At 71.1% G+C, this 23,429-nt stretch carries 17 protein-coding genes; 10 read left to right on the top strand and 7 right to left on the bottom strand.

Annotated elements, in window-relative coordinates:
* The first annotated feature begins 346 nt into the window (after positions 1-346).
* From ABD191_RS27050 to ABD191_RS27020, 7 genes are all read left to right on the top strand, one after another.
* On the top strand, positions 347-1,261 hold the full coding sequence (locus ABD191_RS27050; protein WP_344088161.1) for a ribonuclease Z: 915 nt from the start codon (positions 347-349) through the stop codon (positions 1,259-1,261).
* 151 nt (positions 1,262-1,412) lie between these two features.
* The gene (metH, locus tag ABD191_RS27045) at positions 1,413-4,961 is read left to right on the top strand and encodes a methionine synthase (RefSeq protein WP_425560886.1); all 3,549 of its coding nucleotides are present in this window, start codon (positions 1,413-1,415) and stop codon (positions 4,959-4,961) included.
* Between the two features lie 90 nt (positions 4,962-5,051).
* Positions 5,052-5,873 (top strand): S1C family serine protease, encoded by an 822-nt coding sequence (locus tag ABD191_RS27040; RefSeq protein ID WP_344088156.1) that lies wholly within the window; start codon positions 5,052-5,054, stop codon positions 5,871-5,873.
* A gap of 8 nt (positions 5,874-5,881) precedes the next feature.
* The gene (locus ABD191_RS27035; protein ID WP_344088153.1) at positions 5,882-6,859 is read left to right on the top strand and encodes an AAA family ATPase; all 978 of its coding nucleotides are present in this window, start codon (positions 5,882-5,884) and stop codon (positions 6,857-6,859) included.
* The gene (locus ABD191_RS27030; RefSeq protein WP_344088150.1) at positions 6,856-7,749 is read left to right on the top strand and encodes a DUF58 domain-containing protein; all 894 of its coding nucleotides are present in this window, start codon (positions 6,856-6,858) and stop codon (positions 7,747-7,749) included. The genes ABD191_RS27035 and ABD191_RS27030 overlap by 4 nt, the downstream gene beginning before the upstream one ends.
* Positions 7,746-8,714: a VWA domain-containing protein gene (locus tag ABD191_RS27025; RefSeq protein ID WP_344088148.1), complete on the top strand. Its 969-nt coding sequence runs from the start codon at positions 7,746-7,748 to the stop codon at positions 8,712-8,714. Before ABD191_RS27030 ends, ABD191_RS27025 begins: the two co-directional genes overlap by 4 nt.
* Complete coding sequence (locus tag ABD191_RS27020) at positions 8,715-9,806, top strand: VWA domain-containing protein (RefSeq protein ID WP_344088145.1); 1,092 nt, start codon at positions 8,715-8,717, stop codon at positions 9,804-9,806.
* Here ABD191_RS27020 and ABD191_RS27015 read toward each other — a convergent pair.
* The 5 genes from ABD191_RS27015 to ppdK all read right to left on the bottom strand — a co-directional run bounded on the left by ABD191_RS27015 (position 9,803) and on the right by ppdK (position 16,515).
* Positions 9,803-11,059: an NAD(P)/FAD-dependent oxidoreductase gene (locus tag ABD191_RS27015; protein ID WP_344088142.1), complete on the bottom strand. Its 1,257-nt coding sequence runs from the start codon at positions 11,057-11,059 to the stop codon at positions 9,803-9,805. The two genes, ABD191_RS27020 and ABD191_RS27015, sit on opposite strands and share 4 nt — an antisense overlap.
* Before the next feature lie 5 nt (positions 11,060-11,064).
* On the bottom strand, positions 11,065-12,315 hold the full coding sequence (locus tag ABD191_RS27010) for a deoxyguanosinetriphosphate triphosphohydrolase (protein WP_425560883.1): 1,251 nt from the start codon (positions 12,313-12,315) through the stop codon (positions 11,065-11,067).
* Entirely contained in the window at positions 12,312-13,406 is a 1,095-nt protein-coding gene (locus tag ABD191_RS27005) for an AI-2E family transporter (RefSeq protein ID WP_344088139.1), read from the bottom strand. Before ABD191_RS27005 ends, ABD191_RS27010 begins: the two co-directional genes overlap by 4 nt.
* Positions 13,407-13,412: 6 nt before the next feature.
* On the bottom strand, positions 13,413-13,763 hold the full coding sequence (locus tag ABD191_RS27000; protein ID WP_344088136.1) for a VOC family protein: 351 nt from the start codon (positions 13,761-13,763) through the stop codon (positions 13,413-13,415).
* Positions 13,764-13,857: 94 nt separating this feature from the next.
* On the bottom strand, positions 13,858-16,515 hold the full coding sequence (gene ppdK / locus ABD191_RS26995; protein WP_344088133.1) for a pyruvate, phosphate dikinase: 2,658 nt from the start codon (positions 16,513-16,515) through the stop codon (positions 13,858-13,860).
* Between the two features lie 228 nt (positions 16,516-16,743).
* Between ppdK and ABD191_RS26990 the strand changes: the two genes are divergently transcribed.
* On the top strand, positions 16,744-18,459 hold the full coding sequence (locus ABD191_RS26990) for a CDP-glycerol glycerophosphotransferase family protein (protein WP_344088130.1): 1,716 nt from the start codon (positions 16,744-16,746) through the stop codon (positions 18,457-18,459).
* A gap of 89 nt (positions 18,460-18,548) precedes the next feature.
* Positions 18,549-20,189 (top strand): glycosyltransferase family 2 protein, encoded by a 1,641-nt coding sequence (locus ABD191_RS26985; RefSeq protein WP_344088127.1) that lies wholly within the window; start codon positions 18,549-18,551, stop codon positions 20,187-20,189.
* 30 nt (positions 20,190-20,219) lie between these two features.
* Here the strand turns inward: ABD191_RS26985 and dusB are convergent, their stop codons facing one another.
* Complete coding sequence (gene dusB / locus ABD191_RS26980; protein WP_344088124.1) at positions 20,220-21,341, bottom strand: tRNA dihydrouridine synthase DusB; 1,122 nt, start codon at positions 21,339-21,341, stop codon at positions 20,220-20,222.
* Between the two features lie 338 nt (positions 21,342-21,679).
* Here dusB and ABD191_RS26975 point away from each other — a divergent pair, with 338 nt between their 5' ends.
* Positions 21,680-22,177 carry a hypothetical protein gene (locus ABD191_RS26975; RefSeq protein WP_344088121.1) on the top strand — a complete coding sequence of 166 codons (498 nt, stop codon included), beginning with the start codon at positions 21,680-21,682 and terminating at the stop codon, positions 22,175-22,177.
* Positions 22,178-22,507: 330 nt separating this feature from the next.
* Here the strand turns inward: ABD191_RS26975 and ABD191_RS26970 are convergent.
* Positions 22,508-23,429, bottom strand: a 922-nt coding sequence (locus ABD191_RS26970; protein WP_344088118.1) for a hypothetical protein, incomplete at its 5' end; no start/stop codon positions are given.

Raw genomic sequence — 23,429 nt, 5'->3', positions numbered from 1 at the left:
GAACACATCCTCTCAGTCGAGAGAACCCGTCCAAGATCCTTGATACACCTCAACCCGCCACCCCGCCCACCCCGCCAAAGTCCCGCTTATGGCGACCGGCCACCCCACCAACCCCGCCAAAGTCACGCTTATGGCGACCCGCCACCCCACCAACCCCGCCAAAGTCACGCTTATGGCGACCCGCCACCCGCCCTGCCCCGCCAAAGTCACGACTTTGGCGACCAGGGCCCGCCCCACCCGCCAAAGTCACGACTTTGGCGACCAGGACTCGCGCCCCATCCCGCCAAGGGCGACCATGTCGCGGCGTGGAGCACGCGAGGGCCGCCGTACCGCATAAGGTTTGCGGGTGTCGCAGCGTGAGCTCGTCGTGCTCGGGACCGCCAGCCAGGCGCCCACGCGTACCCGCAACCACAACGGGTACCTGCTGCGCTGGGACGGTGAGGGGTTCCTGTTCGACCCGGGCGAGGGCACCCAACGCCAGCTGACGTACGCCGGCGTCGCCAGTTCCGCGATCACCCGCGTCTGCCTGACGCACTTCCACGGCGACCATTGCCTCGGCGTGCCGGGCGTGCTCCAGCGGCTGTCCAAGGACAAGGTCGAACACCCGGTGACGGCGCACTACCCGGCCAGCGGCGCGGAGTACTTCGCGCGGCTGCGCTACAGCACTGCGTACCACGAGACGGCCGACGTGCGGGAGGAGCCCGTCGCCGGGGACGGCCCCGTGGCGGCCGGCGGCACGTGGACGTTGGAGGCCCGGGCGCTGGACCACCGGATCGACGCCTTCGGGTACCGCCTGGTGGAGGCCGACGGCCGCCGGATGGTGCCGGAGCGGCTGGCCGAGCGCGGCATCGCCGGCCCGGCCGTCGGCGAGCTGCAACACGCCGGTCGGCTCACGACGGACGGCCGGACCACCACGATCGACGAGGTCAGCGAGCCGCGCCCCGGCCAGCGGTTCGCGTTCGTCATGGACACCCGCCTCTGCGACGCGGTGTACGCCCTGGCCGACGGCGTGGACCTGCTCGTCATCGAGGCGACGTACCTCGACGCCGACAGCGACCTGGCCGACACCTACGCGCACCTGACCGCCGCGCAGGCGGCCCGGGTAGCGGCCGCCTGCGGCGTGCGGCGCCTCGTGCTGACGCACTTCTCCGCGCGCTACACCGACCCCGCCCTGTTCCTCGACGAGGCCGCCCGGCACTTCGACGGCGACATCGTCGTCGCCGAGGACCTGGTCCGCGTCCCCGTACCGGCCCGGCGTTGACAAACGGGTAGAATCTCCAGAGGCCCGAGAGGCGCTGCAACGGACTTTGACGGGGAGTCCGCCACGCTCGGCCGGTTCCACGCAGCAAGGGCGCCTCCGACACATATCGGAGGTGCTCGTGACGGGATCCACAGACACGCTGCGGCAGCTGATGAGCGAGCGGGTGCTCGTGCTCGACGGCGCGTGGGGCACGATGCTGCAGGGGGCGGGCCTGACCCCGGCCGACTACCGGGGCGAGGTCATCGGCGAGCACGACCGGGACGTGACCGGCAACCCCGACCTGCTGAACCTGACCCGGCCGGACCTGATCCTGGACGTGCACCGGCAGTATCTGGCCGCCGGCGCCGACATCACGACCACGAACACGTTCACCGCGACGAGCATCGCCCAGGCCGATTACGGCCTGGAGCACCTCGTACGGGACATGAACGTGCGCGGCGCGCAACTGGCCCGGCAGGCGGCCGACGAGGCGGGCGGCCGGTTCGTGGCCGGGTCGATCGGGCCGCTGAACGTGACGCTGTCGCTGTCGCCGCGCGTCGACGACCCGTCCTACCGCGCGGTGACGTTCGACCAGGTCAAGGCGGCGTACGCGGAGCAGATCGCGGGCCTGGCGGAGGGCGGTGTCGACCTGCTGCTCATCGAGACGGTCTTCGACACGCTCAACGCGAAGGCGGCCGTGGCCGCGGCCCGCGAGGTCGCCCCGGACCTGCCGCTGTGGATCTCCGTGACGATCGTCGACCTGTCCGGCCGCACCTTGTCGGGGCAGACCGTCGAGGCGTTCTGGCGCTCGATCGAGCACGCCGAGCCGCTGGTCGTGGGCGTCAACTGCGCGCTGGGCGCGGCCGAGGCCCGCCCGTACGTGGCCGAGCTGTCCCGTATCGCGCCCACGTTCGTGGCCGCGCACCCGAACGCGGGCCTGCCCAACGCGTTCGGCGGGTACGACCAGACGCCCGAGGAGACCGGCCGCCTGATGGGCGAGTTCGTCGCCGATGGCCTGGTCAACATCGCGGGCGGCTGCTGCGGCACGACACCGGGACATATCGCCCAGATTGCCCAAGCCGTGACGAACGCGCAGCCGCGGCGGGTTCCCGAGCCCGCGAAGGCCACCCGGTTCAGCGGCCTGGAGCCGTTCGCGATCGGCCCGGACACCGGCTTCGTCATGATCGGCGAGCGGACGAACGTGACCGGCTCGGCGCGCTTCCGCCGCCTCATCGAGGCCGACGACCACCAGGGCGCCGTCGACGTGGCGCTGGAGCAGGTGCGCGGCGGGGCCAACCTGCTCGACGTCAACATGGACGCCGACCTGCTCGACAGCGAGCAGGCGATGACCACGTTCCTCAACCTCATCGCGACCGAGCCCGAGGTGGCCCGGATCCCGATCATGATCGACAGTTCGAAGTGGAGCGTGCTGGAGGCCGGCCTGCGCTGCGTGCAGGGCAAGGGCGTGGTCAACTCGATCAGCCTGAAGGAGGGCGAGGAGCCCTTCCTCGCCCAGGCCCGCAAGATCCGTGACTACGGCGCCGGCGTCGTCGTCATGGCCTTCGACGAGCAGGGCCAGGCGGACACCACCGAGCGCAAGGTGGAGATCTGCGGCCGGGCCTACGACCTGCTGACCCAGCGGGCCGGCTTCGCGGCCGAGGACATCATCTTCGACCCGAACGTGCTCGCCGTGGCCACGGGCATCGCCGAGCACAACGGGTACGCGAAGGCGTTCATCGACGCCCTGCCGCTGATCAAGCAACGCTGCCCGGGCGCGCGGACGAGCGGCGGCATCTCCAACCTGTCCTTCGCCTTCCGGGGCAACGACGTGGTGCGCGAGGCCATGCACTCGGCGTTCCTGTTCCACGCCGTGCGGGCCGGCCTGGACATGGGCATCGTCAACGCCGGTCAGCTCGCCGTCTACGAGGACATCCCGGCCGACCTGCTCACCCTCGTCGAGGACGTCATCTTCGACCGGCACCCGGACGCCACCGAGGCGCTGGTCACCTTCGCCTCCACGGTCAAGGGCGAGGGCACGAAGCGGGCCGTGGACCTGTCCTGGCGCGAGACGCCCGTGGCGCAGCGGCTGTCGTACGCGCTGGTGCACGGCATCGTCGACTACGTCGAGGAGGACACCGAGGAGGCCCGCCAGCTGCTGCCGCGCCCCCTCGACGTCATCGAGGGCCCGCTCATGGACGGCATGAAGGTCGTCGGCGACCTGTTCGGCGCGGGCAAGATGTTCCTGCCCCAGGTCGTCAAGAGCGCCCGCGTCATGAAGCGCTCCGTGGCCTACCTCGAGCCGTACATGGAGAAGGAGAAGTCCGGCGGGCGCCGCCAGGGCAAGGTCGTGCTGGCCACCGTGAAGGGCGACGTGCACGACATCGGCAAGAACATCGTGGGCGTCGTGCTCGGCTGCAACAACTACGAGGTCGTGGACCTCGGGGTGATGGTGCCGGCCGCGAAAATCCTGGAGACGGCCGCCGCCGAGGGCGCCGACGCGATCGGCCTGTCGGGTCTGATCACCCCGTCCCTGGACGAGATGGTGGCCGTGGGCGAGGAGATGAGCCGGCGCGGCCTCACGCTGCCGCTGCTCATCGGCGGCGCGACGACCTCCAGGCAGCACACGGCGGTGCGCATCGCCCCGGCGTACGAAGGGCCGACCGTGCACGTGCTCGACGCCTCCCGGGTGGTGGGTGTGGTCTCCGACCTGCTCGACCCCGAGCGGGCCGAGAAGCTGGACGTGGCGAACCGGGCCGAGCAGGAGCGGCTGCGCGAGCAGCACGCGAACCGCCACGCCCAGCCGCTGCTCACGCTCGCCCAGGCGCGCGCGAACCGCGAGGTCGTCGACTTCACCGAGCTGCCCGTGCCCGCGTTCACCGGCGTCCGGCAGGTCGAGCCCGACCTGACCGAGCTGCGCGAGATGATCGACTGGCAGTTCCTGTTCCTGGCGTGGGAGCTGAAGGGCAAGTACCCGGCCATCCTCGAGGAGCCCGTCGCCCGCGAACTCTTCGACGACGCCAACGCCCTGCTCGACAAGATCATTGCCGAGGGCGCCTTCCAGGCGCGCGGCGTGTACGGGTTCTGGCCCGCGCACTCCGAAGGCGACGACATCGTGCTCACCGGCGGGCCGCGACTGCCCATGCTGCGTCAGCAGACCGCCAAGCCCGAGGGCCGCGCCAACCGGTGCCTCGCCGACTACGTCGCCCCCGCCGGCGACCACCTGGGCGGCTTCGCGGTCGCCATCCACGGCGCCGACACCCTGGCCGCCCGGTACGAGGCCGAGCACGACGACTACCGCGCCATCATGGTGAAGGCCCTCGCGGACCGCCTCGCCGAGGCGTTCGCCGAGTGGATCCACCTGCGGGCGCGCCGCGACTGGTTCGAGCCCGACGCGCGGCCCGCGCTGGAGGACCTGCACGCCGAGCGCTTCCGGGGCATCCGCCCCGCGCTGGGCTACCCGGCCTGCCCGGACCACAGCGAGAAGCGCGACCTGTTCGACCTGCTCAACGCGGACACGTTGGGCATCGGGCTCACGGAGTCGTTCGCGATGACGCCGGCCGCCGCCGTCAGCGGTCTCATCTTCGCCAACCCCGCGTCCCGCTACTTCACCGTGGGCCGGCTCGGCCGCGATCAGATCGAGGAGTACGCGGCGCGGCGCGGCACCGACGTCGGCGAGGTGGAGCGCTGGCTGCGCCCGAACCTCGCCTACGACCCCCAGTAACCGCCGGAGGTTCGCGAACTCGAAGGCGCGGACAGGGAACGCACAGCTCACCGATACCGAATTCCGAGGTTGCTTCGCTACCGTGGGATGGTGAGCGTGCCCCCTCGGCCCGGTCCGGCTCCGGCCGGTGAGCGCACGACCGCGCCCGCCGAGCCCGCTCCACACAGGACATTCGCCTGGCGGCCGGCCGTGATCGCGCTCGCGGTGCTCGTACTCACCGCTTTCGGGTTTTACCAGTGGGGCGCGGCTGACTCTCCGGAGGCGGCCGCGCCCGCCCCCACACCCAGCGCGAGCGCCACCGTGCCGCCGACCACCGCGGAGATCTACCAGGCGGTGGCGCCGTCCGTCGTGTCGGTCGCGACCACCGGCACGGACGGCGAGGCGAGCGGGACCGGGGTCGTCGTCAACGCGGACGCAAGCATCCTGACCGCGTGGCACGTCGTCCGGGACGCCAAGAGCATCAGCGTGACATTCGCCGACGGCACGAAGGCCGCCGCGACGGTGATCGCGCAGGACCCCACGATGGACATCGCGATGCTGCGCCCCGACGGGCTGCCCCAGGTGCTCGTGCCCGCCGTGCTCGGCGGCGGCCTCAGCGTGGGCGACGAGGTCATCGCCATCGGCGACCAGCTGGGCCTGACCCGCACGACCACGACCGGGGTCGTGTCCGGGTTGCAGCGCAGCGCGCCCGGCCCGGACGGCTCCGCGCTGAAGGGGCTCATCCAGTTCGACGCGGCCGTCAACCACGGCAGTTCCGGCGGGCCGCTGCTCGGCGCGGGCGGCGCCGTCGTGGGCATCGTCGTGGCGCTGGTCAACCCCACCAAGGCCGGCACGTTCATCGGGGTCGGCTTCGCCGTACCCATCGGCAGCGCGCTCTCCGCCGGCCGCGGCGAGCGCGGCCCCCAACAGTAAGGACGCGAATGAACCCCATGGAGCAGGTCCTCTACGAGGTCAAGAAGACCATCGTCGGCCAGGACGCGCTGCTGGAGCGGATGCTCGTCGCGCTGCTGTCCGACGGCCACATCCTCGTCGAGGGCGTGCCGGGCCTGGCCAAGACGCTCGCCGTGAAGTCGCTGGCCGGGGCGATCGGCGGCCAGTTCAACCGGGTGCAGTTCACCCCCGACCTGGTGCCGGCCGACATCGTGGGCACCCGCGTCTACCACCAGCGCACCGGCGAGTTCGAGACCTCGCTCGGGCCGGTCTTCACGAACCTGCTGCTCGCCGACGAGATCAACCGGGCGCCCGCCAAGGTGCAGAGCGCGCTGCTCGAAGTGATGCAGGAGCACCAGGTGACCATCGGCCGGGAGACCCACCGGGTGCCCCGACCGTTCCTCGTCATGGCCACCCAGAACCCCATCGAGACCGAGGGCACGTACCCGTTGCCCGAGGCGCAGGTCGACCGCTTCATGATGAAGGTGCTCGTCGACTACCCGAGCCCGACCGAGGAGTTCGTCATCGTCGAACGGGCCATCTCGGCGACCCCGGCCACGCAGGCCATCCTCGACCTGGACCAGCTCGCCGACATGCAGGCGAAGGTACGCGGGGTGTATGTCGACCCGGCCCTCATCGAGTACTCGGTGCGGCTGACGGCCGCGACCCGCCGCCCCGCCGAGGTGGGGCTCGGCGAGCTGACCCGGTACGTCACGTTCGGGGCCAGCCCGCGCGCCTCCATCAACCTGGTGCTCGCCGCGCGGGCGCTCGCGTTCGTGCGGGGCCGCGACTACACCATCCCGCAGGACCTCACCGACCTGGCGCTGGACGTGCTGCGCCACCGCGTGGTGCTGTCCTACGAGGCGCTGTCGGACGACATCACCGCCGACGCCGTCCTCACGTGGGTGCTCGGCGCGCTGCCCACGCCGGAGACCCCCGCCCGCGGCGAACGGCCGTTGATCAGATGACGAGTACGCCCGACCGCCTGCTGCGGCGCCTCGAATGGCAGGTCGTCCGTCGCCTCGACGGGCGCCTGCAGGGCGCCTACCGCACGGTGTTCCGGGGCGCCGGCGTCGACTTCGCCGACCTCCGCGAGTATGTCGCGCCGGACGACGCGCGGCACATCGACTGGAACGTCACCGCCCGCCTCGACGAGCCGTACGTGCGCCAGTACACCGAGGACCGGGAGCTGACCGCGTGGCTGGTGCTCGACCGGTCGGCGTCCATGCGCTTCGGCGCCGACGAACAGGGCAAGGACGCGTTCCTCACCGAGTTGGCCGTGTGCCTGGGCCGGCTGTTCGGCCGCGGCGGCAACCGGGTCGGCGCGATCCTCTACGACAACTCGTTCGAACGGATCATCCCGCCCCGCACGGGACGCGACCACGTGCTGCGGCTGGCCCACGAACTCAACCGGGCGCCCGCGCCCGTCCCGGACGGGCGCCCCACCGACCTGGCCGCCATGCTGCGGCTCGCGGCGGGCGCCGCGCGCCGGCGCGGCCTGCTCCTCGTCATCTCCGACTTCCTCGGTGACCTCGACTGGGAACCGGCGCTGAGCCGGCTCGGCCAGCGCCACGAGGTCGTCGCGCTGCGCCTGGTCCACCCGCTGGAGTTCGACCTGCCCGACCTCGGGCTGATCCTCGTGGAGGACGCGGAGACCGGCGAACAGGTGCTCGCGGACACGAGCGACCCGCTGTTCCGCCAGCGGCTGCGCGACGAGGTCGCCGCACGGGAGCAGGCGGTGGGCGCCGCGCTCAAGCGGGCCGGGGTGACCGCGCACCGCGTGGCCACCGACCAGGACCTGGTGCGGACCCTCGTCGACCTCGTACGGCGGTCCGGGCGGAAGCGGACGGCCGCATGAGCGTCCAGTATCCGGTCATGGTCGCGGTAGCGGTCGCGGCCTGCGCGGCGATGGTTGTCGGCTACCGCTGGCTGAACCGCCAGCGCGGCGCGGCCCTGGCCCAACTCGGCGCCGCGCCGTCCGGGCGCCGCGCCTGGCGACGGCACGTCCCGCCGCTGCTGTTCGTGGCCGCGCTGACACTGCTGCTGCTCGGCGTCGCGCGGCCCGAGGCCACCGTGGCCGTGCCCCGCCCGAGCGGCACGGTCATCCTCGCCTTCGACGTGTCCAACAGCATGACCGCCGACGACGTCGCGCCGACCCGGCTGGCCGCGGCGCAGTCGGCCGCGGCCGGGTTCGTGCGCGGGCAGCCCGCCTCGGTCGACATCGGCGTGGTCGCCTTCGACCGGGGTGCGCTCACGACCCTGCAACCCACCAACCGGCACGACGAGGCGCTCGCCGCCATCAACCGCCTGCGCCCGGCCGGCGGCACCTCCCTCGGCCAGGCCATCCTGGCCGGGCTGACCGCGATCGTGGGGCGGCCGGTGGGCCTGCCCGACCCGTCGGGGGCCACGCCATCGCCCGACCTGGGATACCACGGCGCCGCGACGATCGTGGTGCTCTCCGACGGGGAGGACACCGGCGGGCCGGACGCGCTGGCCGCCGCGACGCTGGCCGCCGACGCGGGGGTGCACATCCACACCATCGGTGTCGGCACCGTGGCGGGCACCACCATCGAGGTGGACGGCTTCCAGGTGGCCACCGCGCTCGACGAGGGCCTACTGACCGAGATCGCGCAGACGACCACCGGCACGTACCACCGGGCGGCGGACGGCGCCTCGCTCGACGAGATCTACCAGTCGATCACACTGCGGATCACCGCCAAGCCGGAACGCATGGAGCTGACCGGCGCGGCCGTCGGCGGCGCCGTGCTGCTGCTCACGATCGGCGGACTACTGATGATCGGCTCGTCTGGACGGATCGTGTAGATGTCGCTGACCTGGCCGTGGGCCCTCATCGCGCTGCTGGCGTTCCCGCTGCTGCTGGCGTATCGCTGGTGGACCCGCCGACGGCGGCGCCAGCAGGCCGTGCGGGTGTCGAGCATCGCCCTCGTCAAGGCCGCGCTGCCGGGACGTTCGGCGTGGCGGCGGCGCATCCCGCTGTGGCTGTTCGCCCTTGGCCTGCTCGTGCTGGGCACCGGGGCGGCGCGCCCGCAGGCGTCCATGCTGGTCCCGTCGGACTCCACCTCGATCCTGCTCGCCATCGACGTGTCGGCGTCCATGTGCTCGACGGACATCCCGCCCAACCGGCTCACCGCCGCCCAGGAGGCCGCCCGCGACTTCGTCGAGTCGCAGCCCGAGGGCGCGAAGGTCGGCCTCGTCGCCTTCTCCGGCATCGCCGCCCTGCTCGTCGCGCCGACCGAGGACAAGGACGCCCTGCGCAAGGCCATCGACGGCCTGCGTACCGCCCGGGGCACCGCGATCGGGCTGGGCATCCTCACCGCCATCGACGCGATCGCCGAGATCAACCCGGACGTCGCGGCGACCGGTGTGGAACTGCCGGGCGGCGGCGGCGCAGGCGGCGAGTACGAGCCGGACACCATCGTCGTGCTCACCGACGGCGCGAACACCCAGGGCGTCGACCCGGTGACCGCCGCCGAGCAGGCGGCCGCCCGCCACCTGCGGGTCTACACGATCGGCTTCGGCACCACGAATCCCGCCCCGGCCGTGTGCACCCCGGACCAGATCGGCGGCGACGCGGCCTTCGGCGGCCCGCCCGGCATGGGCCGCGGCCCCGGCGGTTTCGGTGGCTACGGCGGCGGTGCCGGGCGCTACCGGGACCTCGACGAGGAGACCCTCACCAAGGTCGCGTCCCTGACGGGCGGCGAATACTTCCAGGCCGAGGACGCGAAAGAGCTGACCGAGGTGCTCATCGACCTGCCCACCGCGATCTCCCTGCAACGCGAGGACGTGGAGCTCACCGCCTGGTTCGCCCTCACGGGCGCCCTGCTGGTCCTGACGGCCGTCACCCTGTCCCAGTGGTGGACCCGGCCGAGCCCGCTCAGACGAGCGCCGGGCTAGGACGCGTCGCCCCGGTCGGGCGTCAGGACCTCCGGCAGCGGGACCGCCGGGTCCGCGAGCCGGTCGAGGTCGGCGGGGCGGCCGCCGTACCCGGCCCGGACCAGTTTCTGGATGTCGTCCTGCACGTCCCAGACGTTGACGTTCATGCCGGCGAGCACCCGGCCTTCGCGCGTCCAGAACGCCAGGAACTCGCGCGCCGCGACGTCGCCGCGGAAGACCACCCGGTCGTACCCGCCGGGCTCCACGTACCCCGCGTACTCCATGCCCAGGTCGTACTGGTCGGAGAAGAAGTACGGCAGCCGGTCGTAGCTGACGTCGCGCCCCAGCATGGCCCGCGCCGCGGCCGGCCCGCCGTTGAGCGCGTTGGCCCAGTGCTCGACCCGGATCCGCTTGCCCAGCAACGGGTGCAGCGAGGAGGCGACGTCGCCGGCCGCGTAGATGTCCGGGTCGGAGGTGCGCAGCGAGGCGTCCGTGACGATGCCGTTGTCGATCATCAGGCCGGCGGACGCGGCGAGGTCGACGTTGGGCTCGATGCCGACGCCGATGACGGCCACGTCGGCGGGCAGTTCGGTGTTGTCGTCGAGGACGACGTGGGTGAGCTGGCCGCTGAGGCCGCCGAACTCGCGCACCTCGACGCCGCGCCACACGCGTACGCCGTTGGCCTCGTGCAGCGCCTGGAAGATCTGACCGACCTCGGGGCCGAGCACCCGCGCCAGCGGCGGCGCGGCGTCGCGCGCGACCAGGTTCACCGAGCAGCCGTGTCCGACGGCCGCGGCGGCGACCTCCAGCCCGATCCAGCCGCCGCCGACGACCACGACATTGGCGCCCGGACGCAGCGCCGACCGCAGGGCGTCGGCGTCGGCGAGGGTGCGCAGGTAGCGCAGGCCGGTGTTGTCGGTGCCGGGCAGGTCGAGCTGGCGCACCCGCGAGCCCGTGGCGAGCAGCAGCTTGTCGTAGCTGATCTTGTCGACCCGGTCGACCGTGACGGTGTGCCCGTGGGCGTCCAGGGCGGTGACGGGCAGCCCGAGGATGAGGTCGACCTCATGGTCGCGGTACCACCCCGGCTCGTGGACGAACGCCTTGTCGCGGGCCTGCGACCCCTGCAGGTAGCCCTTGGACAGGGGCGGGCGCTCATAGGGCCGGTCGGTTTCCGCCCCGATCAGGGTGATCTTGCCGGCGAACCCCTCGGCCCGCAGGGTCTCGACCGCTTTGGCGCCGGCCAGCGAGGCGCCGACGACCACGAACTCCGCCATGCCTGTCACCGTAGCCGCTCAAACCACGCGACAGCTGCCGGATCCGTCAGCGACGCGACCTGGTCGATGACCACCCGCAGCCGGGCCGCGTCGTCGGACGCCGCCCGCCACAGCGGGGCGAACACGGGGTCGAGGGCGTCGGGTCCGCGCTGCACGAGCGCGGCGACGAGGGTGCGCAGGATCTCCTGCTCCCGGGCGTAGCGCGCGGCCGCGCCGGGCCGGCGCATCACATACCGCAGCGCGATGCCCTTGAGCAGCGCGCACCGGGCACGGGCGGCGCGCGGCACCACGAGGTCGGCCGCGTAGCGGCGCAGCGGCCCGTCGCCGAAGCGCTCCCGGGTGGCGGCGACCGCCTCGGCGACGAATCGTCCGATGAGGAGGCTGGCCGCCCGCTTGAGGGTGACCTGGGCGGCGTGGCTGCCGTCGAACGCGGCCACCGCGCTCACCGCCGGGTCCGCGAGAAGATCATCGAGTACGCCCGAGAGCTCCGCGGGCGCCTCCCCGGAGTACGACTCGGCGACGTCCTTGCACAGCGCGTCCCGCTCGTCGGGGTCGCGCAGCAGTGCCTCCAGCCGCACCAGGCCGAGGTGGAACCCGTCCTCGACGTCGTGCACCGAGTAGGCCACGTCGTCGGCCCAGTCCATGACCTGCGCCTCAAGGCACCGCCGTTCGGGCTGGTCGGCCGGGGTGCCGGCGCGCAGGAAGTCGAAGACCGGCGCGTCGTCGGCGTAGTAGCCGAACTTGCGGGTGCCGGCGCGGCGCGACCACGGGTACTTGCAGGACGCGTCGAGGCTGGCCCGCGTGAGGTTCAGGCCCGCCGAGACGCCGTCCGGGCCGACGACCTTGGCCTCAAGCCGGCTGAGGACCCGCAGGGTCTGGGCGTTGCCCTCGAATCCGCCGCACGGGCCGGCCGCCGCGTCGAGGGCGTCCTCGCCGTTGTGGCCGAACGGCGGGTGGCCGAGGTCGTGGGCGAGGCCGGCGACGTCGACCACGTCGGGGTCGCAGCCGAGCCGAGCGCCCATCTCGCGGGCGATCTGGGCGACCTCCAGCGAGTGGGTGAGGCGGGTACGCAGGAAACTGTCCGCACCCGAGGCGCTGACGTGCACCTGGGTCTTGGCGGCCAGCCGGCGGAACGCCGCGGAGTGCAGCACCCGGGCCCGGTCGCGGCTGTACGGGCCACGCCCGGCGTCGGCGGCGACGGTCGACGGGTCCTTGGGCGGCTCGGGCACGTACCGCTCGGCGTCGGCGTCGGTCACGTCGGCGCGGCCTCTTCGGTCAGTTCGGGGTCCTCGACGTCCATGTCGTGGATGACGGGCGACAGCAGCACCTTGACGGCGGCGGCCACGGGGATGGCCATCAGGGCCCCGATCAACCCGAGGACGGCCCCGCCGACGATGCCGGCGAGGAGGACGGCCAGCGCCGGCAGGTCGACGGAGCTGCGCTGCACGCGCGGGGCGATGAGGTAGTTCTCGACCTGCTGGTACACGATGAAGAACGCCGTGATGACCACGCCGTGGGGCCAGATGTCGGTCGCGATGACCGTGACCCCGACGGTGATCACGGCGCCGAGCGTGGCACCGATCATGGGAATGAGGTCGGTGACCGCCACGACGAACGCCAGCGGCAGCGCGAAGGGCACGCCGGCGAGGGTGAGGACCGCGAACGTCGCGATGCCGGCGATCAGAGAGATCAACAGGTTGCCGATCATGTACGCGCCGACCTTGTCGACGACCACGTCCGTGGCGTAGCGCACCTTGGGCCGGTAGTCGACCGGGAACAGCCGGGCCAGCCCGCGCCGCAGGCGGGGCAGGTCGGCGAGGAAGTAGATAGCCAGCACGGCGACGAGCAGGCCGGTGAAGATGGCGCCGAAGAAGCCCTTGATGAAGCCGAGGAGGCCGGCGCCGACCTTCGCGGGCACGGTGGCGGCGAAGTTGGTGAGCTGGTCGGTGATCCCGTACCGGTCCGAGATGTCCTTGTACGCCTTGGAGCGCTCGGACAGCTCCGCCACGTACTGCGGGAAGTCGTCGACCAGGTTGGTGCCCTGTTGGACCAGCGGCGGGCCCATCGCCGCGATCAGGCCGACCGTGGCGCCCAGCGTGATCGTGAAGATCAGCGCCACGGCGAGGCCGCGCCGCATGCCGTGGGCGGTCAGCCAGCGCACCGGGGGGTCGAGGCTCACGGCGATGAACAGCGCGATGAGCACGAGCACCAGCACGGAGCGCACGGTGTAGACCGCGTAGCCGGCCACGAGCACGGTGAGCACGCCCAGGGTGGCGACCACCGCGTGCCGGTACGTGAGACGCAGGCCCGCCGGCGCGGGTGGCGGGGTCTCGACCGGTTCGGACATGGCCGCCTAGCCCGCCGGCCGCAGCACGCAGAAGACGTTGCCCTCGGGGTCGGCCAGCACGGTCCAGCTCGCGTCGCGCTGGCCGACATCCACGTGCCGGGCACCCATGTCCACCAGCCGCTCGATCTCGGCCGCCTGGTCGGCGGGCAGCAGGTCGAGGTGGAGCCGGTTCTTGCCGGCGCGGTCGTCGGCCACCGGGCAGAACGTGAGCATCGGCCACGTGTCCGGCCCGCTGCCGATGCGCACCTCGCCGTTCTCCTCGGCGATGACCCGGTAGTCCAGCACCTCGGCCCACCAGCGGGCGAGGCGCCCCGGGTCGGCCGCGTCCACCACCACCGCACGCCACCGACTACCCACGGCATCTCTCCCCTCGGCGAAGACCCGTCGTCGACCTTCCCGACAGGTTACGCCCGCCCGGCGGGATCGTCCGTGACCGAGCGCCGAGCGGTCGTCAGCGGGTGTCCGAGGCGCTCACCGCTCCGACCGCCGCGCGCGCGGCCTCCAGCCGGGCCACCGGCACCCGGAACGGCGAGCAGGACACGTAGTCGACGCCGACCTCGTGGAAGAAGTGGATGGAGTCCGGGTCGCCGCCGTGCTCGCCGCACACTCCGATGTGGAGGTCGGGCCGGCTCGCGCGCCCCTCCTCCACGGCGATGCGGACGAGCCGGCCGACGCCGGCCCGGTCGATCGACTCGAACGGCGACACGCCGAAGATGCCCAGATCGAGGTACCGCGAGAAGAACGAACCCTCCACGTCGTCGCGGGAGAACCCCCAGCCCATCTGGGTCAGGTCGTTGGTGCCGAAGGAGAAGAACTCCGCGGCGCCCGCGATGTCCCCGGCCGTGAGCGCGGCGCGCGGCACCTCGATCATCGTGCCGATCGCGGCGTCGACCTCGACCCCGGTCTCCTTGGCCACGAGCCGCAGCACGTCCAGCGCCTCCGCCCGCACGGCCTCCAGCTCCTGCACGGCGCCGACCAGCGGCACCATCAGTTCGGGGCGCGGGTCGCCGCCGGCCGCGGACAGGGCCGCGGCCGCCTCCGCGACGGCACGCACCTGCATGGCGAACAGGCCCGGCACGACAAGGCCGAGCCGCACGCCGCGCAGGCCCAGCATGGGGTTCTGCTCGTGCATCCGCCGCACGGCGGCCAGCAGCTCCTCGTCGTGCCCGGCGTGCTCGCCGCGCTCGGCGGCGAGCGCCACCCGCACGGCCAGGTCCTCCAGCGACGGCAGGAACTCGTGCAGCGGCGGGTCGAGCAGGCGGATCGTGACCGGATGCCCGTCCATGGCGCGCAGGATGCCGGCGAAGTCCTCGCGCTGCAGGGGCAGCAGTTCGGCCAGCGCGGCGTTGCGCGCCTCGTCGTCGGTCGCGAGCACGAGCCGCTCCACGACCTGGCGCCGATCGCCGAGGAACATGTGCTCGGTGCGGCACAGGCCGATGCCCTGGGCGCCGAGCTGCCGGGCCCGGGCGGCGTCGTCCGGGGTGTCCGCGTTCGCGCGTACGCCGAGGCGACGGCGGGCGTCGGCGTGGGTGAGCAGCCGACGGACGGCGACCACGACGGCGTCGTCGCTGTCCCCCGTGCCGGTGAGCGCCCGGGCCACGTCGGATTCGCGGACGGGCACGGCCCCCGCGTAGACCGCGCCGGAGGTGCCGTCGATGGAGATGACGTCGCCCTCGTTGATCACCAGGTCACCCACGGTGAACCGGTCGGCCTCGACCCGCAGCGCCTCGGCGCCGCACACGCACGTGCGACCCATGCCGCGCGCGACGACCGCCGCGTGGGAGGTCTTGCCGCCCCGCGAGGTGAGGATTCCCCTGGCGGCGATCATGCCGGGCAGGTCGTCGGGCATGGTCTCCCGGCGCACGAGGATCACATCGCGCCCCTGCGCGGCCAGCGCGGCGGCCCGGTGCGGGTCGAACACGGCCGCGCCCACGGCCGCCCCCGGTGCGGCCGCGACGCCGGTGGCCAGCGGCTCCGGCGCCGCGTCAAGGTCGAACGTCGGGAACATGAGCCGGCTCAGCTGCGCTCCGCTGACCCGCCGCAGCGCCTCGTCCAGGTCGATGACGCCCTCGTCGACCAGCTGCGCGGCGATGACGAACGCTGCCGCGGCGGTGCGCTTGCCGACGCGGGTCTGCAACATCCACAGCCGGCCCCGCTCGATGGTGAACTCGATGTCGCACAGGTCGCGGTAGTGGCCCTCCAGCACCGACATGATCTCGATGAGCCGCGCGTAGCTGGCCGGGTCGCGCTCGCGCAGGTCGTCGAGCGTCAGGGTGTTGCGGATGCCGGCCACGACGTCCTCGCCCTGCGCGTCGGGCAGGTAGTCGCCGTAGGCGCCGCGCTGACCCGTCGCCGGGTCACGGGTGAACGCCACCCCGGTGCCGGAGTTCTCGCCCAGGTTGCCGAAGACCATGGCCACGATGTTCACGGCGGTGCCGATGTCGTCGGGGATGCGCTCCTGCCGGCGGTAGAGCACGGCGCGGTCGGCGTTCCACGACCGGAAGACCGCGCGGATGGCCAGGTCGAGCTGTTCGCGCGGATCCTGCGGGAACGCGGTGCCGGTGTGCTGTTCAAAGCTCTTCTTGTACGAGGCGACGAGCGCGCGCAGCCCGTCCGCGTCGAGGTCGGCGCCGGGCTCGGCGAACGCCTCGGCGGGCACGTCGCAGACGGTGCGGCCGAACATCTGGATGAGCCGGCGGTAGGAGTCCCACGCGAAGCGGTACGCGCCCTCGTCGCCGCCGGCGCTGGCCGCCAGGCCCTCGACGCTGGCGTCCGTGAGGCCGACGTTGAGCACCGTCTCCATCATGCCGGGCATGGAGAAGGGCGCGCCGGAGCGCACGGACACGAGCAGGGGGTCGGCCGGGTCGCCGAGGCGGCGCTCCATCGTGGACTCGAGCGCGGCAAGGTGGGCGTCGAGCTCCTCGGCCAGGCCGGACGGCAGGTCGCCGGTGGCCAGGTACGCCCGGCACGCCTCGGTCGTGATCGTGAAGCCGGGGGGTACGGGCAGCCCGAGATTGGTCATCTCGGCGAGATTCGCCCCTTTGCCCCCCAGAAGCAGAGACTGGTCCTTGCCGCCCGCTGCGAAGTCGTACACGAACGTTGTGCCCACGGCGCTCCTCTCTGAACAACCGTTAACCCCGCTGGGATGGGCACAGGCTACGGTCGTCAAACCGGGTCGCGAGCAGACTCGTGACCACCGTTACAGCAGTTGGGGCCCTTGCCGACGCCTGGCTTTCGTGGGAGCGCATCCACGCGCACGATCACGCACACCGCCCGTCGCCCCCCTGCCCGTTTGATCGTTAGGCCGGGCAACCCATATCGGGCGAAAGGCCCCACCATGCTGATCAGAATGCTGCCCCCGCGCGAGGACCTGTGGGCGGTCGCCGCCGCCACGCTGGCCGCGCTGGCTACGGCGGCGCTCGTCGTGCGCCCGCACTCCCCCGCCGGGTACCTGCTGGCGTCCGCGGCCCTCCTCGTGAACCTGTACCGCCACGGCCGGCGGGGCCTAGGCCGGTGCATCGCGACCCACCCCGCGATCGTCGCCGGCCTGCTCGCCGCCTACGTGTCACGGCGGCCCGACGAGCTGCCACAACTGTTCGGGGCGGGCGCCGTCCTGCTGGTCATGGTGATCGGCGAGGGCATGGTGGCGAAGGTGGCCGCGCCGCTCGTGGACGTGGCGAACGCGCCGCACTGGCGCCGGCTGGCCACCCGTGGCGTGCGCCGCGCCGCGATCTTCAGGATCAACGTGGCGCTCATGATCGTCGTGGGCGTCTGCGCGGCCGCCGGCGCCCCGCCCGTCCTGGCCTTCACGGTCGTGAGCTGCGGCGCGATCGCCCAGGCGGGTCTGGTGCTGGCCGCGCTGCGGGCCACGGCCGACCCGCGCGGCCCGAAGGAGCTGAGTCGGGAGCTGGCGCACTACGCCCCGGAGTTCCTCGTCCACTTCAGCGCGCCGGCCGACATGGCGTACCAGGTGCTGATGTGGCTGCCCCACCTGGAGCGGGTGGGCCGCCCGTTCGCCGTCGTGGTGCGCGAGGAGCAGCACCTGGCGAGCGTGGCCGCCGCCACCCGCGTGCCCGTCCTGTACTGCCCGAGCATCCGCGCACTCGATCTGGTCGTCACACGCGATCTTCGAGCGGTCTACTACGTCAACAATGGTATGAAGAACCTGCACATGCTCCGCTTCACCGGGCTGCTGCATGTTCAGCTGCTGCACGGCGACAGCGACAAGACCGCGAGCTTCAACCCGGTCACCAACCTCTACGACCGCGTGTACGTGGCCGGCCAGGCGGGCATCGACAGGTACCGCGCCAACGGGGTGCACATTCCCGCCGAACGGTTCCGGGTCGTCGGGCGCCCGCAACTCGCGCGCATCGCCGTCGGCCCGCGCCGCGAGCACCCACCCTCGCCGCCCACCGTGCTCTACGCGCCGACCTGGACCGGCTTCTACGAGGACACCAACCATTGCTCACTGCGGGTCGCGACCAGGATCATCACGAGCCTGCTCGGCCGCGGCGCGACCGTGATTCTGCGCGCGCACCCGTCCACGTCGCGCAACCGCCGGGCCGCCGCGCAGCTCGCGGCCGCCGAGCGGCTGCTCGCCCGCGATCGCGCCGCGACGGGCCGCGCGCACCTGTGGGGCGACCGAAGCGCCCGCGAGATGTCGCTGGCCGACTGCGTGAACGCCTCCGACGCCCTCGTCGCGGACGTGTCCAGCGTCGTGACGGACTACCTCTATTCGGGCCGCCCGTTCGCGATCACCGACATGGCGGGCGCGGGCGCGGCGCTCTCCTCGACATTCCCACTGTCGCGCATCGGATACGTCATCGACGCCGAGCTGACCACGTTGGAACACGTGCTGGACGCGATGCTCGGCCCGGACCCGCTCGCCGAGCAACGCCTCGACGCCCGCGCCTACTACCTCGGCGACTTCCCGGCCAAGGCGTACGAGCGGGTGTTCCTCGAAACCGTGCGCGGCGATCTGGATGCCGCTGGGCAGGCAGGGGCTGCGAGGACAGCCACCGTTTCACGTGACGCCGAATGGGCAACGTCCTGATGCGTAGCGTTCCCGAAACGAGCAACCTTCATTTTCTGCACAATAAGGCCGCTAATGTCTCCCTTATGGATGCGCGTGATCAAATGGACGTGAGCGTCGTCGTTCCTGTCTGGAATCCCGGCCCCGACTTCGACCGGTGCCTCAGGTCGCTGCTGCGGCAGAGCCTGCCGGCCGACCGGTACGAGATCATTTTTGTGGACGACGGCTCAACGGACGGCACGGCCGAACGCCTCGACGAGCTCGCGGCGCAGCACGAGCAGATCAAGGTCATCCACATCCCCAACTCGGGGTGGCCCGGCAAGCCGCGCAACATCGGCATCGCGCACGCGCGCGGGGAGTACATCCAGTTCGTCGACAACGACGACAGCCTCGCTCCGGAGGCCCTCGAACGGCTCGTGGCCTTCGGGCGGGCCAACGACTCCGACATCGTCATCGGCAAGGTGACGAGCGACTTCCGGCCCACCCACCACCCGGTGTTCCGGGTCAACCGGCCCCGCTGCACGATGCTCGACGCGCCGATCGTCAACATCCTCACACCGCACAAGATGTTCCGCCGCGAACTGATGGAGCGCCATCCCGAGCTGCGCTACCCCGAGGGCAAGCGTCGCCTGGAGGACCAGCTGTTCGTCATGAAGGCGTACTTCCTGGCGAAGAACATTTCCGTGCTCTCCGACTACACCTGCTACTACTACAACCGGCGCACCAGCGGTAAGAACGCCGGCTCCAACCTGATCGAGCCCGAGGGCTTCTACGGCAACCTGCGCGAGGTGCTCGACGTCATCGACACGTACGCTCCGTCGCAGGCCGAGCGCGACCGCATCGCCGTCCGGTTCCTGCGTTCCGACGTGCTCGCCCGCCTCGGCGACCGGCTCCCCGACCGCAAGCCCGACTACCGCGACCGGCTGTTCAGGGAGATCCGTTCCGTCATGGCGGAGCGGTTCGACCCGTCGATCGACGCGAAGCTGCCGCCGATGGTCCGGGTCCGCGCCGCGCTCGGCCGCGAGGGACGCCTCGATGACCTCATGGAGTACGCGAAGCGCACGCGCGGCTACCGGGCCGCGGCACACGTGGAGCGCTGGGACTGGGCCGACGGCCGGCTGCGCGTGCGCGCCGTCCTGCGCCTGGTCAGCGCCGAGGGCAAGCCGCTGCCACTGGTCCGCCGCGACGGCGAGGTGTACCTCTCCACGGAGCTGACCGGCCCGGACGTCCCGCTCGCGGCCCGGCACGTGGACCTTGAGAACCCCGAGGAACTGGCCGACATAGTGATCAAACGCCGCCGCACCGGCGACCTGTACTTCGTGCCCAGCACGTCCAAAGCGGAGCTCACCGGCGCCGGCACGGACGCGGAGGGCGAGCGGGTCCACGTGACCTACATCGTGGACGGCGAGCTGGACGCCGCCACGGCGCAGGCCGGCCGGCCGCTCGGCCGGGGAATCTGGGACGTCCTCGGCCGCCTGCAGGTGCTCGGCTGGGCGTCCCAGAAGGCGCTCGGCGGCGACCGCGGGCCCGGCGCGGGCACCCCGCGCGGGGTGGTCCGGATCGGCGATCTGAGGCTGCAGCCCTACCTCACGGAAGGCGGCGGAAGCCTGGCCATCGCGGCCGAGTCGCCGCACGCGTCGCTCAAGACCCGTGCCGCGCGGGCCCTACGCAACGTACCGCCGGACACCCGGACCCGCGTCAGAACGCTGGCCAGGCGCATGACGGGCCGCACCCCGGCGAAGAAGGGCTGATCAGCCTCTCGTCACGGCCCGCGCGCTGTCTCAACCGCCGGAGTCGTCGTGCTCGGCGTCGAGCGGAACGGCCTCGTCGTCGCGGTCGTCGAGCCACCCGTACGGCAGGACCACCTTCGCGGGGGCGTTCGTGCGGCCCCGCGGCTGGCCGAGCACGGCGGTCGGGAACGGGGCGTCGCCGTCGAGCTTGCCGAGCAGGTCGTCGAGCTCCATGAGGGAGGACGCCATCGCCATGGCCTGACGCAGCTCCGACCCGACCGGGAAGCCCTTCAGGTACCAGGCCACGTGCTTGCGGAAGTCGGTAACCCCTTCGCGCTCGGCGCCCCACCAGGCGACCAGCAGCTCAGCGTGGCGACGCATCACGGCCGCCACCTCGCCCAGGCTCGGCATGACCCGCTCCGGGCGCCCGGCGAACGCGGCCTGCAGGTCGGCGAACAGCCACGGCCGCCCCAGGCAGCCACGACCCACGACGACGCCCGCGCAGCCCGTCTCGGCGACCATGCGCAGCGCGTCGGAGGCCTCCCAGATGTCGCCGTTGCCGAGCACCGGCACGTCCAGGGCGTCCGCCAGCGTGGCGATCGACTCCCAGTCCGCCTCGCCCGAGTAGCGCTGCGCGGCCGTACGCGCGTGCAGGGCCACCCACCGCACGCCGGCGTCCTGCGCGATCAGCCCGGCCTCGACGTACGTCAGGTGGTTGTCGTCGATGCCCTTGCGCATCTTGACCGTGACGGGGATGCCGGCGGGTGCCGCCGCGTCGACGGCGGCCTTCACGATGCTGCCGAAAAGCTTCCGCTTGTACGGGATGGCCGAGCCGCCACCCTTACTTGTGATCTTGCGTACGCTGCACCCGAAGTTCATGTCGATGTGATCGGCCAGGCTCTCGTCGACGATGCGCCGCACGGCCTTCGCCGTCATCTCCGGGTCGACCCCGTAGATCTGCATGCTCCGGGGCGTCTCATCCGCCCCGAACTCGATCATGCGCTCGGTCTTCGGGTTCCGGTGCGCGAGCGCGACCGTGGTGATCATCTCGCAGACGTAGATCCCGGCGCCCTGTTCCCGACACAGCTGCCGAAACGCGACATTCGTGATCCCCGCCATGGGCGCCAGCACCACCGGAGGATCGACGACGTAGGTTCCGAGCTGCAAAGTCACGCCTCCGAGGATGACACACCCCTGCCGCCCACCTCTGTCCTACTCGCTGTCGGTCCGAGGCCATGACCATCGCGGGCCGGATGTGGCTGGTCAACAGTCCGGCGCAGTTGTGCCGGATTGGCACAGGCACCTCACGGATCCTGCTGCTGGCTCCCCCGGCCAACAGGGCGTACACGAGCACCCGACGTTGGTACATGCACGGCTGGGCACGTTCACGCACATCCCGAGAGGGGTTCGGTGCGCCAACGCACCAGTCGTCACCAAGCAAGACATACACCCGTTCTCCCTGTTCAGCGAGTATGGTTGTTTTTGATCATGAATTAGTTCATGATTGGCTCATGACCATAGAAGCAACCCTCCAGTGGTCCGATATCGCCAGAAATCCACGTGAGGTGGCAGCCACCGTCGAGCGCGAGGGCGAGGCACGGCTGGAGCGCAGAGGCGAAGGCCCCGCCTTCGTCCTGATGACGGCAAGCCGTCACGCTGCGACCAGCTCCGGCGTGCGCATTGCCGGGAAGTTACTTAGGAACGCCATCGCTCATTCGAGCAAGCTGGGCGACCTCGACAATCTGCTCGTTGATACGTTCCCTTGGCTTCGGTTCATTCCCGAAGAATACCGCCACGGATTCGCTACGGAGTTTCTGGTTACCTACGAAGCGTGCAGCGATCTGGAAGTGTGGACACCACTACAGAGTCTGATGCGAGAATGGAAGGCCACAGCCGCCATCTACGCGGACCCTGAACTCGCCGCCAAACTCAACGGACCATTCGATGACGACCTTGGGCCCGTCCTGGCGCCCGAGGTGGTGACGGACGATGCCCGCAGGGCGGAATGATCGAGCAGCCCCTCCGCGCAGGGCGGGCGGATACGAGATCAGATTCGCTAGCAAGGATGCAGCCGACGGCTGGGAAGAGCTCGCGAGGGTTGCCAGCAATGCCCTGCGTACAGCATGGGAAGCTATCGACAGTAACCCACTTACTCCGACCAGCGTCGATCGCCATCACCGACTGAAGGCTGGGTACGCGACAGTGACCGTGAAGGGAAGGACACTAGAGCAGTGGCAATATGAGGTCACTGCCGGCGGCCGAATATGGTTCGGAGTCGACAGGGAGGAAAAGGTCGTGTGGATCACATACGCTTCCACTCGGCACCCGAAGGCGACGGACTAACGATCGACATCCGCCATACTTCGCAGCACAGCCGCGACAAGGCGGCGCAACTCTGGCAAGAGTTCGCCGAGATCGACGTCGCCTTCGCTGCCGGTATGAACGAGGTTTGACCTTGTTTTGTAACAGTCCTTCACAAAATCCTCAGGGGACCTGCCGAGATACCGTTGATCTGGCGAGGTAGATTTCGCCACTAGCCGTGCCATAGCGGCTGTTATCGACTCTTTGCGAGCGTCGCGCAGAGATCCAATCAGCGAATCGAACACAGCGCGGGATTGCTCGTCATCCAATTCCTTCAGCGCACTCTTCGCGTCGTTGATCGCCTGGTTGACAATCGCCAACGCGGCGGGCGGGCGTGGAGCCCTATCAGCAAGCACTTCGAGCGCTGTCACGAGCGCCAAAACACATGCGCGTTCGGAAGTTTCGAACTCAGCGAGAAAGTAGAGATCGAATGCGAGAGCCATACTCTCGTCGAGTAGACGAGTGGACCGAAGCGCGACCTGCAGCGCCTCGATAAAAGTGTCGCCGGGCTTTCCCACTTCGCCGGTCGCTTGCGCTCTAAAAACGAACGCAGGGCGGTCATCGACGTAGTACACGTGCATTCCATGAACGTCGTCGACAATCTTCACACCCGAGGCCGTCTCGGCACGTTCGCGGGCTAGTACGCCGAGCCGGGATGTTGCTTCGTCGTGCCCGAACGCCATAGCAACCCCCGATGAGAGGCCAGCCACCCTTAACGCCCACTTCGCATGGATGCCGGCAGAGGTAGCCTGCTCCTCGGAGTCAAACCCGCGGCCAATGACGACTATCTCGCTAGGCTGGCTTGTGTCTGTCGGGAGGGAGATGCTCATCGAAGTTGGGTTGCTTAATACGGCAGGCACGGTTCGCCGTGTGAGCTGCCAGGATGCAGGAAGACAGCCA

It is taken from the genome of Luedemannella helvata (assembly GCF_039528415.1).
Lineage (GTDB): Bacteria > Actinomycetota > Actinomycetes > Mycobacteriales > Micromonosporaceae > Luedemannella > Luedemannella helvata.
This window is presented reverse-complemented; position numbering and strand designations above follow the sequence as displayed.